This is a genomic window from uncultured Campylobacter sp. (assembly GCF_938045535.1).
GTDB lineage: Bacteria > Campylobacterota > Campylobacteria > Campylobacterales > Campylobacteraceae > Campylobacter_B.
In genome coordinates, this window is the sequence record NZ_CALIMQ010000212.1 from 1 (window position 1) to 12,732 (window position 12,732).

The 12,732-nt window shown below is 48.9% G+C and carries 10 protein-coding genes; 6 read left to right on the top strand and 4 right to left on the bottom strand.

What is annotated here, in order from left to right:
- Positions 1-625 precede the first annotated feature (625 nt).
- From Q0095_RS06495 to folE, 4 genes are all read right to left on the bottom strand, one after another.
- On the bottom strand, positions 626-1,414 hold the full coding sequence (locus tag Q0095_RS06495) for a transporter substrate-binding domain-containing protein (RefSeq protein ID WP_297882471.1): 789 nt from the start codon (positions 1,412-1,414) through the stop codon (positions 626-628).
- A gap of 404 nt (positions 1,415-1,818) precedes the next feature.
- Entirely contained in the window at positions 1,819-2,820 is a 1,002-nt protein-coding gene (locus Q0095_RS06500) for an iron-sulfur cluster assembly scaffold protein (RefSeq protein WP_297882473.1), read from the bottom strand.
- Between the two features lie 3 nt (positions 2,821-2,823).
- Positions 2,824-4,023 (bottom strand): NifS family cysteine desulfurase, encoded by a 1,200-nt coding sequence (locus tag Q0095_RS06505; protein WP_297882475.1) that lies wholly within the window; start codon positions 4,021-4,023, stop codon positions 2,824-2,826.
- Positions 4,024-4,134: 111 nt separating this feature from the next.
- On the bottom strand, positions 4,135-4,719 hold the full coding sequence (gene folE, locus Q0095_RS06510) for a GTP cyclohydrolase I FolE (RefSeq protein WP_297882477.1): 585 nt from the start codon (positions 4,717-4,719) through the stop codon (positions 4,135-4,137).
- A 187-nt stretch (positions 4,720-4,906) separates the two neighbouring features.
- Between folE and Q0095_RS06515 the strand changes: the two genes are divergently transcribed.
- The 6 genes from Q0095_RS06515 to Q0095_RS06540 all read left to right on the top strand — a co-directional run.
- Complete coding sequence (locus Q0095_RS06515; RefSeq protein ID WP_297882479.1) at positions 4,907-7,057, top strand: TonB-dependent siderophore receptor; 2,151 nt, start codon at positions 4,907-4,909, stop codon at positions 7,055-7,057.
- A 157-nt stretch (positions 7,058-7,214) separates the two neighbouring features.
- Complete coding sequence (gene tig, locus Q0095_RS06520) at positions 7,215-8,528, top strand: trigger factor (RefSeq protein ID WP_297882481.1); 1,314 nt, start codon at positions 7,215-7,217, stop codon at positions 8,526-8,528.
- Positions 8,528-9,112: an ATP-dependent Clp endopeptidase proteolytic subunit ClpP gene (gene clpP, locus Q0095_RS06525; RefSeq protein ID WP_297882483.1), complete on the top strand. Its 585-nt coding sequence runs from the start codon at positions 8,528-8,530 to the stop codon at positions 9,110-9,112. Before tig ends, clpP begins: the two co-directional genes overlap by 1 nt.
- A complete protein-coding gene (def, locus tag Q0095_RS06530; RefSeq protein ID WP_297882485.1) occupies positions 9,113-9,631 on the top strand; it encodes a peptide deformylase in 519 nt (172 codons plus the stop codon). It abuts the gene before it with no gap.
- A complete protein-coding gene (locus Q0095_RS06535) occupies positions 9,628-11,145 on the top strand; it encodes a YifB family Mg chelatase-like AAA ATPase (protein ID WP_297882487.1) in 1,518 nt (505 codons plus the stop codon). The genes def and Q0095_RS06535 overlap by 4 nt, the downstream gene beginning before the upstream one ends.
- The coding region (locus Q0095_RS06540) for an NAD(P)H-hydrate dehydratase (protein ID WP_297882488.1) at positions 11,142-12,732 on the top strand (1,591 nt) is incomplete at its 3' end. The genes Q0095_RS06535 and Q0095_RS06540, both read left to right, overlap by 4 nt.

A 12,732-nucleotide genomic window follows, 5' to 3' on the forward strand; every position in this document is an offset into this window, starting at 1 on the left:
ATGAGCTAGTAAAATAAATCGAGATTAGCTCTTGAGGTAAAATTTTACGACCATTCTTTGTATTCGCCGCGTCTTTGTAATATGCAGCTTCGCGGCGCCGATAAGACAGGTAGGCTAAATTTGAAATTATTTGCTTCGCCTGCTCATTTAGTGTGCACTTTGCATAGGATTTACCTTTGATACAAAGCGAAATTTTGGCTCCCCCATACCGAGGCGGCAATAGCGCTTGGGAGTTTAACTCCTTTTAGAGGAATTTTTAAAATTTAAATCATAAAATTGTAGCTACGGAGCAGGTATTTGGAGCTGAAAAAATAGAAATTTACAAGCTAGCGCGGGCTTTGTGAGACGCAAAATTGAAACGGACTCTATAAAAGTTGCGTAAATTTTAAATGCAGCCGAATCGCTTAAAATTTTACTTCCGAAAATGGAATTTCGCGCTAGCGGTGCGTGCGTTTTAAATAGCCTCACAAATCCCGATAAAATTTGCGTTTTAGGAGAGGCAAGCAAAATCAAGACCGAATTCTAAAAGCAAATTAAGCCCGCAACGTATTCTCCCACTTAGTCATTACAATAAAACGAATTTCAAGCGGAGGTCAAGCGCACGAATTAAATTCTGCACGAAATTTTATTCAACCAAGAATTCCTTCTTATCGATCGTGCCATGATAAAAAATCCCGAGCGTATCATCAAAGGTCTTATCCAAAAATCCATCTTTTTTTAGTCCTGCTAAAGATGTATTGATTAGCTCTAGCAGCGCATTATTGCCCTTCTGCACGGCGATTGCGTTGTAAGTTTGCTTACCTAGACCATCCAAAGCAACCTGCGTTTTATTATCGATGATTGCGTATGCATGCAGGATTAGGTTATCATCGACATGCACGGCATTTTTCGCCCTTTTGAAAGCGCGGTAGCATTTAGCCGAGCTGGCGCAGAAATTCAAATTCTTTCTGAAGCCCGCTTTGCGTAAGAAATTGTGAATAGGAGAGTGTTTGATGACGAAAATCCTCTTTTTGCGGAGTTGATCGAAGCTCGTGATATTTTCGTCTTTTTTGGCTAACACACCTACCTGCACCTTAAAATAAGGCTCCGAAAAATCTACTTTTTTCGCTCGCGTGGGCGTAGGAGTAAAGGTCGCAATCACCATATCCGCTTCATTGCGCTGTAAAGCGCTAATGCGTCTTGAAGCCGTGATCGGGATAAATTTTACCTTGCCAGGATTATCGCCGAAAATCTCCTTACCGAGCTTCTCGCCAAGAGCAATCTCAAATCCCCTGTATTTGCCGTCTACGAGCGCACTAAACGGCGGCTGATCGTTATATACACCGATGCGAACGAGCCTATCTTTTTTGATCTGATCCAAAGAATTTGCAGATAGAAAACCAAGTAGTAGAGCCGCCAAAACAAATACTTTCATTTGCTCCCCTTTTAGTTGAAATAAGGCGCAATTATAATAAAAAGAAATTATAGCCAGCTAAAATTCTGCGATTTATGGCGCATTTTCATCTAAATTTATGAAAAGATGAAATTCGCGGAGAAATTCTATGTTTAATTTACAAATGAAATCTCATAAAAAAACTTACACGAGCGAAAAAGCTTTTAATTAAATTTATAAACAAAATTTTACGGATGGATTTCACGTTAGAAAACCTTAGCGAAATTTACGATATTCTTAAAAGCAAACGGCGAAATTCTACGCAGATTTAGCGTCTAATTGCGAATTTAGCTAAGGGGCGAAATTTAGCTCCGCTGTTGCGCAGAAGCTTAAGCTCTTAAAATTTCGTAAGACTAAGCTAAGATGCAAACGTAGCAGTAATAGCCCTAGATCGGCATTACGCGGATGTTTGGGCTAAGGTTTTCTTGCAAAACATTTTCGATCGCGTATAATGTGCCGCTCGCACCGCTGGCGCAGCCGCTGCAAGCGCCTAGGTAGCGGATATAGATATCCGTTTTGCCGTCGTCTGCAGGCCTAATGTCGATGACGTCGAGATTGCCGCCGTCCATCTGAAGCATCGGGCGGATATCCTCGTCAAGCACCCCTTCGACCGCTTTAAATTTACCGATCAAATTTAACTGCTCAAAGCTCATCTCCGCTCCCGCTTTCACGTTATTAGCGGCACTCGCCTCGGCTTGAGCTTGAAGTCTCTCTCGCTCCATCTCCTCTCTGGTTTGCTTTAAAATATCGACCAGATAGTAATCCTTCTCCTCGTGTCCGCCCGGGCGCACGCAGGATTTACAAAACGCGCCCGCTTTGGTGTATTGCGTGATCTCCTCGACCGTATGAAGATCGTTTAGGCGGATCACCTCTTTGATCGTGCCGAGGCTTACGCGCGCGCAGTCGCACACGATGATCTCATCCTCGAAATGCGCGGGATCGACGCCCTTATAATTCGCTGCAGCCTGCTTGATGACATCGTATGCCATGACCGAGCAGTGCATCTTTTGCGGCGGTACGGCAGGTTCATCGGGATTATCGCGCATCGCGTGCTCTACGTCTAAATTTGTAATCTTTACCGCTTGATCGACGGTCTTTCCGATACAAAGCTCAGCCATCGTGTCCGAACTCGCAATCGCCGTGCCGCAGCCGAAGCTTTTAAATTTAGCGTCTAAAATTCTATCGGTTTTAGGATCTATTAGCCAATATAACCGCACCGCATCGCCGCAACTCTCGGCGCCGAAGTCCGCGACCACTAGCTTACCGCCTCTAGCCTTTGCTTCCTCCTCGGTGATCTCGCCCATATAGCGAGGATTATTCATGCGATCCTGCACTTTTTGCGAGTATTGCTCCCAGATCGAGCCGTTTATCAAACTATTTTTTGCCATTTTTTATCCTTTATTTTTCTCATAACCTTGCGGCGCGTAAGCAAACGTGCTTGAAATCCCGCGAAGACGGGCGATAGCTTTGCCTATATGCTCGATCGCGTAATCGATCTCCGCCTCCGTCGTAAAGCGCGACAGCGAAAGCCTTAGCGCCGTATGCGCCAGCTCCTTATCCGCGCCGATCGCTTCCATTATCGGGTTATTCTCGAGCGCCTCGCTCGCGCACGCGGAGCCAGTAGAAGCGGCTATGCCCGCTTTATTTAGATCCCACAGCATCGCCTCTCCTTCAACGCCTTGGATCGAGGCGAGGATGGTGTTTGGCACGCGAATGCTGCGATCACCCACGACGCTTACGTTTGAAATTTGCAAAAGCGCATCTTCCAGCTTATCGCGAAATCTGCTTACCTGAGTGCGCTCAAAATCCATAAATTTATTCGCTAGTTCTAAAGCTTTGCCGAGCCCCACGATACCCGCGACGTTTAGCGTGCCGCTACGGCGTCCGCCCATATGCTCTCCGCCGTGAAGCAGGCTCGTAAGCGGCTTGCTATCTTTGATATAAAGCGCGCCGACGCCCTTTGGAGCGTGAAATTTATGCCCCGAAAGGCTTAAAAAATCCACGTCGGCATCGCGCACGTTTACCTTTATCTTGCCTACGGCCTGCACCGCGTCGGCGTGATATAGCGCACCGCGCTCATGCGCAATACGTGCGATCTGTTTAACGGGAAAAATCGTGCCGGTTTCGTTATTTGCCCACATCACGCTAACAAGCGCGGTTTTGTCGTTAATTTTTTCGGCAAGCTCGTCAAGATCGATTAGTCCGTCTTTATCGACGCCCAGGCGAGTAATCTTTACGCCGCAAATTTTTTCTAAAAAAGCACAGGTCGCGCTGATTGCGGGGTGCTCGACGGAGCTTATGATGATATTATCCTTCTCGCCGGTTAGAATTTTATCGTAGTAAATTCCTTTTAAAACCCAGTTATTGCTCTCGGTCGCACAGCTTGTGATGACGATATCGTCCGCATCCGCAGCGCCGAGTCCCGCATAGAGCCTATCCATCGCAGTTCTTAGCGCGGGATGAGTCTCGCTACCGAAGCTGTGAAGGGAGTTTGGATTGCCGTATTTATCGCAAAAAAACGGCTTCATCTCCTCAAAAACTTCGGGATCGACCATCGTAGTGGCGTTATTATCCAAATAAACGCGCTGCATAAAATTCCTTTCTAAAATTTGTCTGAAATTTAATCAGACAATTTCGCTCTTTTATCAATTTCGCACGATAATATAACATAATTGCTAAATTTTTCTTTAACGCTTACCGTTTTAAAAACCAAAAGTTTTCGGAGAATTTATTAGATCGAAAAATTCCTTGCGCGTGTCGTTTCGGCTGATAAAAAGCCCCCGCAGTGCCGACGTAGTCGTAGTCGAGTTGATCTTTTGCACGCCGCGCATCTCCATACACATGTGCCGCGCTTGAAGCACCACGCCCACGCCGAGCGGACGGATCACCTCCTGGATGGCGCTTGCGATCTGCTCGGTAAGCTGCTCTTGGATCTGCAGCCTGCGCGCGAAAATATTTACCATACGCGGAATTTTACTAAGCCCCACGACCTTTTTATTCGGGATATACGCGACGTGTGCGCGCCCGATGATCGGCAGCAGATGGTGTTCGCAGAGACTATAAAATTCTATATCTTTTATCAAAACCATCTCGTTGTTGCTGCTCTCAAACAGCGCGTCGTTTAAAATTTCTTTTGGATCCAGCTCGTAGCCGCTAGTTAGAAACTCATAGGCTTTGGCTACGCGCTCGGGCGTCTTCGCAAGCCCGTCGCGTTTCGGATCCTCGCCTAAAATTTCAAGCATCTGCGACACGCAGTTTTCGAATTTAGCTCGGCTTTTTTCGTTCATTTTTAGCAATTCCTTAAAGATCGATGCGCGATATTACTCAAAAACGCCTTTTATAACGCTGATAAATTTTAAAATTCCACGCGAAATTTTATCAATCTCATTATGTTAATGATAATATATTTAAATTTAATAAATTTTTGTTTAAAATCCATCGTTTCGATAAGCTTTATCTACAAGGAGTTCGGTAATGAAATTTAAGATGAGTTTTGGTGCGGCTTTGGCGCTTTTTTCCTTTGCTTGCGCCGAACAAAACGCCGCGGCAAGCTCCGCCTCGGGCGAAAACCTAGGCAATATCGAGGTCGTAGAATGGGCGAATAACGACGACGGCTACCGCGCCGTACGCAGCGAGATCGGCAAGACGACTAAGAGAATTTTAGAAATTCCGCAAACCGTAAACGTCGTAACGCAGCAGTATCTAAAGGACAAAAAGCCAGACACCTTAGCGGAATCGCTGCAAAACGTAAGCGGCATAAGCTACGCAAATACGACGGGAAATATTTTCGATGCGATCATCAAGCGCGGCTTCGGCGAGGGTCGCGACGGCTCGATTATGCGCAACGGCGTGCCGGGCGCCGTGATGCACAACTACAATAAAACCATTCAAAGCGTCGAGGTTCTAAAAGGGCCCGCGAGCATGCTCTACGGCGCGCAGCAACCGGGCGGCGTCATAAACATGGTAACTAAAAAGCCGCAGTATGAGTTTATAAATGAGCTTTGGGGCGGGCTAGGCAACCGCAACTATTGGGACGCGGGATTTGATACTACAGGACCGATCGCAGATAGCGGCTTTGCGTATAGATTTATATTCGATTACTACGCGAAGGATTATTGGCGAAATTTCGGCAGTATAAAAAACACGCTCTTTGCGCCGTCGCTTGCGTATCAAGGAGACGATTATTCGATAAGCTTAGGCTATACCCATAGCCGCTCTACCGATCCAGTGGATCGCGGCGCGTTTTTAGTGCCGAGTACGGGTAAAATTTACGGCAGCGGTAAAGTCCGCTTCGACGAGCCGGTAAATAAACTACAAAGCAAGCTCGATACGGTTGATTTCGGCTTTGAGAAGGAATTTAACGAGGATTGGATATTAAAAGGCGCCTATGCTTTCTCGCGCAGCAAGCACGAATACGGCTACGTCCGTCCGAACAATCCATTCACGCCCCAAGGCCTTACCGGCACGACGCGATCGTATAACTACTACGATAATTTCATACACCGCACGCACGCAGCAAGCGTCACGCTAAACGGCAAATTTGAAACGGGCGCGCTTAAGCACGACGTTCTTTTCGGCACGGATTACAAAAACTACTACAGATACCGCCCGGGCGCGCTAAAAGGCACCGCAGGGCGCATCAATATGCTTACCGGACGGACCGCTTCGGGCGCCGTCCTAACGAACGATAGAGAGCCAAAAATACAATATCAAAAGCTAAGAACGATCGGTATTTACACCCAAGATAATATAAATTTAACCGACGAGTTGATACTTTCTTTGGGCGTGCGTAGGGAATTTTACGATCAAGTAGCCAAACAAAGCTGGCAAGGACCGAACAACACCGATCAGAAAAAGGCCGCTACGACCTATCAGGGCGGGCTTTTGTACCTGTTAAGCCCGCAGTGGTCGGTATATACTAACTACGCGCAAAGCTTCACGCCGCAGATGTCCATAGGCGAGGCGATAGGCGGCGATCTAAAGCCGGAGGAAGGCAAATCCGTGGAGTTCGGCACTAAATTTCAAAACGATCGCGTCACTGCGGGCGCGGCGGTGTTTAATATCGATAAAAGAAACATCCTGCGAACGGTAAATAATATAAGTGAGACGATCGGCAAGGCCCGCTCGCGAGGATTTGAGCTCGATATAAACGGGCGCGTGACGCAGGGACTTAGCATGTCGGCGAGCTATGCATATACCAAAACGAGAGTGCGTGAGGACGACGGCGCTTTTGCGGTGCTAATCGGCAAACCGCTGGAAGCGACGCCAAAGCACCAAGCAAGCCTATTTGCCAACTACGATTTCGCACATCTAGGCGCAAAGGGGCTTAGGCTGGGCGGCGGCGCACGATACTTCGGCTCGTGGTACACCTACTATATGCGCACGAACCTACCGAGCGTGCCCGCAGGAACGGCGTTTAAGCTGTCTCACGCCGTAGTTTATGACGCCTTCGTGAGCTACGATACTAAAATTTTGGGCTATGATACGAATTTTTCGTTCAATGTCAAAAATTTGACCGACAAAAAATACTATACCTCATCCTCAACCGGCACGACCACGAGCGTGATACCTATTCAAATGGGCTACGCGCGGCAGTTTATGTTTAACGTATCGGTAAAATTTTAACCTTAGTCCCGCTTTAAATTTCAAGGCGGGCTCTTAAAAATTTTAAAATTTAAAAGCTGCGAGCCGCTTAGACTCGGCAAATTTTAGGAATTTATACTTTAAATAAGAAATTTTTTGATATATTACGAGCTATTTTTAAATTTTCTAAAGGAATTTTATGGAAGTAAAAGCAAAAATGAAAGACGCCGCGAATGCGGTCGCTGCGAGCAAGATCGAAGCAAAGCAGGTCGCAGCCAAAGTAGAAGAGCTGGCCAAAAAGGCCTCCAAGCAGCTAAGAATCGACGGATTCAGACAGGGTAAAGTGCCTACCGCAGTGGTTTTGAAGCGATACGGCAAACAGCTTGAGGGCGACGCAAAACAGGAACTTCTTAAAAATATGATCGACGAGTCTCTTAAAATTTTAAAGAAAAAACAGGAGGAAATTTTATCCGAGCCGGTCTTTTCTAAATTTGACGAAAACAAAGGCGACATCGATGTCGAGATCGAAATTTCTTTCAGACCAGAGGTTAGCGTCGAGGGCTACGAGGAGCTGATCCCGAAATTTAGCAGTCCGCGCGTTACTCAAAAAGAGATCGACGAGAAAGTGGCGGAATTTTTGCAGATGATCGCGCCGCTTTCTAAAACCAACAAAAAAATTCTAGCCAAAGACGATTTTGCGAAATTCGACTTCGAAGGCTTCGTGGACGGCAAGCCATTCGACGGCGGCAAGGCGCAGGATTACGTCCTTCAGATCGGATCAAATCAATTTATCCCGGGCTTTGAAGACGGTATGATCGGACTTAGAGTGGGCGAGGAGCGCGACGTAGCGGTTAAATTCCCCGAGAATTACGGCGCGAAAAATTTAGCCGGCAAGGACGCGATCTTTAAAGTCAAGCTTCATGAAATTCAGGCTAAAAAACCTGCCAAAGAGCTCGGCGAGGAGGAGCTAAAGCAAGCGCTTCCGGGAGAAGTGGAGCCGAGCAAGGAGAAATTTGAAGCGCGCATCAAAGAGCGCATCAAAAACGATAAGCTTCAAAAGCTGATAAACGAGGATCTAAAGCCTAAATTTGCCGACGCGCTCGCCGAAAAATTTAACTTCGCGCTTCCAAAAGCGATCGTCGAGCAGGAGATAAATTTGCAGTTTAACAACGCCTGGAGCGGCTTTTCAAAAGAGCAGATCGAGGAATTTAAAAATAACAAAGACGCCCTTGATAAAAAACGCGAAGAGTTTAGAAAGGCTGCCGAAAACAGCGTCAAACTTACATTCTTAATCGACGAGCTAGCCAAAAAGCGCAATATCGACGTAAGCGATCAGGAGCTCGTCCAAGCGGTCTATATGGAGGCCTACACCTACGGCGCCGATCCGAAGGAGCATCTAAATAGATACCGCGACAACGGCATGTTACCGGCCGTCAAAATGGCGCTGATCGAAGAAAAGCTATTTAACGATATTTTCTCCAAGCAGGGCAAAAAAGAAGCGAAAGGCGAATAATGGTGATTCCTTACGTTATAGAGCAGACCGGCCGCGGAGAGCGCAGCTACGACATCTACTCGAGGCTGCTAAAAGACCGTATCGTAATGCTTAGCGGCGAGATCGACGACGCAGTGGCAAGCTCGATCGTCGCGCAGCTTCTGTTTTTGGAGGCGGAGGATCCGGATAAGGATATCTATCTATACATCAACTCTCCGGGCGGCGTGGTTACGAGCGGATTTAGCATTTATGACACGATGAATTACATCAAACCGGACGTTAGCACGATCTGTATCGGGCAAGCGGCGTCGATGGGGGCGTTTTTGCTAAGCTGTGGCGCCAAAGGCAAACGCTACGCGCTTCCAAACTCGCGCATAATGATCCATCAGCCCCTAGGCGGCGCGCAAGGCCAGGCTACCGACATCGAGATCCAAGCCAAAGAAATTTTACGAATGAAAGAAATTCTGAATGGCATCCTTTCGCAAAATTCCGGCAAAGATCTCGCGCAGGTCGAAAAGGACACCGATCGCGACTTTTTCATGAGCGCCGATGATGCCGTGCAATACGGACTGATCGATCAAGTACTTCAAAAGAGCTTTAAATAGATGATCCTGGACGTCCTTACCTATCCGAATAAAAAGCTTTATCAAAGATCGATCGAGGTCGTTAAATTCGACGCGGCGCTGGGCGAGCTTTTAGACAATATGTATGAGACGATGATCGCAAAAAACGGCATAGGTCTTGCCGCCATCCAGGTAGGCAGGCCCGTGCGTGCTTTGATCATAAATTTAGCCAATGAGGAAAAAATCCAAGACAAAAAGGACCTCATCGAGATCATCAATCCGCAAATTTTAAAAAAGGAAGGCGAGGTCGTTTACCAGGAGGGCTGCTTGTCGGTGCCTGGCTTTTATGAGGACGTCACACGCGCCGAGTTTATCACGGTGCAGTTTCAAGACCGCGCCGGCAATACCCACGAAATGGACGCTAGCGAGCTACTAGCCGTCTGTATCCAGCACGAGATGGACCACCTCGACGGACATCTTTTTATCGAGCGCATCGGATACAACAAACGCAAAAAATTTGATAAAGAATTCAAAAAAAGCCTAAAAGAAAAATCGAAATGAAATCCCTAAAATGCGCTGCCTTCACGGATGCACTGATCCCCGTAGAGGTTGAATCGACATTCGTGCGGGGGCTGCCGGGATTTAATATCGTCGGTCTTGCGGGCGCTACGATAAAAGAAAGTGAAAGCCGCGTAAAAGCGGCGCTTGTGAGCCTAAATTTTAAATTTCCCGCCTCCAAAATCATCATAAATCTCTCCCCCTCCGACACGCCCAAAAACGGCTCGCACTTCGATCTTGCGATCGCACTTCTAATCGCGCTGCAAAAAGAGCACATTGACGGCGATTTCTTCGTCTTCGGCGAGCTCGGTTTAGACGGCAGCTTAAAGAGCACGGCGAGCCTCTTTTCGATCCTGCTTTTTTTAAGCACGAAGGTGAGACGCGCTAAAATTTTAGTGCCGCAAAGTATCGCTCTAAAGGCCTGCACGATCCCAAACTACGACGTTTATGCCGTGGGTAGCCTAAGCGACGCGGTCAGATTTTTTTTAGACGAGGAATTCGCCGCAAGCAGACTCATGCGAGAAACCCATCCGCTTTTTAAAAACGTCGTGGAGATTGACGGGCAAGCTTACGTCCCCAACCGCGATTTTTCGCTCGATTTCAAAGACGTCAAAGGGCAAAAGCGCGCTAAACGCGCGAGCCTGATCGCCGCATGCGGCATGCACAATATCCTCTTTGAGGGCAGCCCGGGCTGCGGCAAAAGTATGTGCGCCAAGCGGATAGCCAGAATTCTGCCGCCGCAGAGCCTGGGCGAAGTACTGCTCTCGTGCGCCTACGAGTCGCTAAACAACAAAGATGTCGATTTTAGCGCACTGCGCCCCTTCCGCTCACCACACCACACCAGCACGCGTAGCTCGATTTTCGGCGGCGGCAGTAGCGGCGCAAAGATCGGCGAGGTCGCGCTTGCAAACGGCGGCGAGCTATTTTTCGACGAGCTGCCGCACTTCGGCAAGCGAATTTTAGAAAGCCTGCGCGAGCCGCTGGAGGATAATAGAATTTTGATTTCGCGCGTAAATTCTAAGGTCGAATACCAAACGAAATTTATCTTCGTCGCTGCGCAAAACCCCTGCCCGTGCGGAAATCTATTCTCCAAAAACCTCACCTGCACCTGCTCGCTAAACGACATCAGGCGCTACAAAAACACGATCTCCGCGCCCTTGCTCGATCGCATCGACATATACGTCGCGATGGACGAGACCGGCGCGGACGATAAAAGCGACGTTTGCAGCGAGGAGATGGCGGATGCGGTGCTGCGGGCATTTCGCGCGCAAAAGGCTCGCGGGCAGAGCGAGCTAAACGCAAAGCTACGCGACGAGGATACTGAAAAATTTTGTATCTGCGAAAGCGCTGCGCAGGAGGTTTTGCAAACGGCGATCACCCGCTACGATCTTTCGCAGCGCGGCGTAAATAAGACGCTAAAGCTCGCCCGCACGATCGCCGATCTAGCAGGCACCGAGATCATCGCCAAGGCGCATATTTTGGAGGCTCTTAGCTTTCGCATAAGGAGCGAAATTTGAAAAAAATTTTCTTTAGCACCGAGGAGCTTGACGCGCGAGCGAGCGCAAAATTTGGACTTAGTGAGCAAATTTTAATGGAAAACGCCGCAGGCAGGATCGAGAGCGAGATCAGAAAGCGGCTCAAAAAGGGTTCGCGCATTTTGGCGCTTTGCGGCGGCGGAAATAACGGCGCGGACGCGCTGGCAGCGCTGCGAAAGCTAAGCGGCGATTTTAGCTGCACCGCGCTTTGCGTGCTTCAAAACAGAAGCGCAGCGGGTAAATTTCAAGCTGATGCGGCGCGGGCTGCGGGCGTTAGGCTTATCGATATCGCAAGCGCAAAAGCCGCTTACAAGCACGCAGGTAGCGCATCTAGCAAGGATGCTTGCGCGCACGAAAGTGCAAGCGGCTCCTATTTAAAAGACGCTGGCGCGAGCGAGCCGCGAGGCGAGCGCGAAAGCCTAAGCGGCGCGGACATTTCGGGCGGCGACGATAAATTATGCGCGAAATTTACAAGCGCTAAATTTGAAACCGCAGAAGACGGCGGAGATTTCGGCAAGCTAGGCAACGAATGCGGCGAACCGCGCATCCTGCACGATGAGATTACAAGCGCAGACTGCATAATCGACGGGATTTTCGGCAGCGGTTTGAATAAACCGATAAGCGCTGAAATTTGTGAAATTTTATCTCTCGCAAACGGCACGAAATCCCTAAAAATCGCAGTCGATATCCCAAGCGGCATCGATAAGAGCGGGCGCATTTTAGGCTGTGCCTTTTGTGCGGATCTGACGATCGCGATGGGAGCGCTGAAGCTCGCGCTGTTTTCGGATGCGGCGAAGGATTATGTAGGGCGGATCAAGGTCGCAAATCTTGGAATTTCGCGCTCAAATTTTGAAAGGAGAAGCGAATATTTTCTGCTTCAAAAAAGCGATCTGAAGCTGCCGCTACGCACGAAGCAAAATACCAATAAGGGCGACTTCGGGCACACCTACATCGTAAGCGGACAGATGAGCGGAGCGGCGCAAATGGCGGCTCTGGCGGCTCACGCGATCGGCAGCGGGCTCGTTAGCATCGTTAGCGATGAGCCGTTAAATTTAAGCCCGATTTTGATGCAAAAAAGCTCATTTGAGCACGCGCGGGTCGTGGTCTGCGGCTGCGGGCTGGGAGAGCGGAAGATCGATCTTGCCGCGCTGCGGGACAAAAGCTGCGTCATCGACGCCGATCTGTGCTACGAACGCGAAATTTTAAGCCTGCTAGACACCAATTCAAATTTAATCCTAACGCCCCATCCGAAGGAGTTCTGCTCGCTTTTAAAGATCGCGGGCATCGCAGATCTTAGCGTGAGCGAGTTGCAAGAGCGGCGCTTCGAGCTTGCGCGGGCGTGGAGCGAGAAATTTAGCGGTGTACTCGTACTAAAGGGCGCAAACACACTCATCGCGCAGGCAGGCATCATCTACGTCTGCGACAAGGGCAGTGCCGCGCTCGCAAAGGGCGGCAGCGGCGACGTGCTCGCAGGGCTCATCGGCGGGCTGCTCGCGCAAGGCTACTCGCCTCTACAAGCCTCAATCTGCGGCGTCCTAGCCCACGCACTCGCCGCGCGAGCCTTCGCCA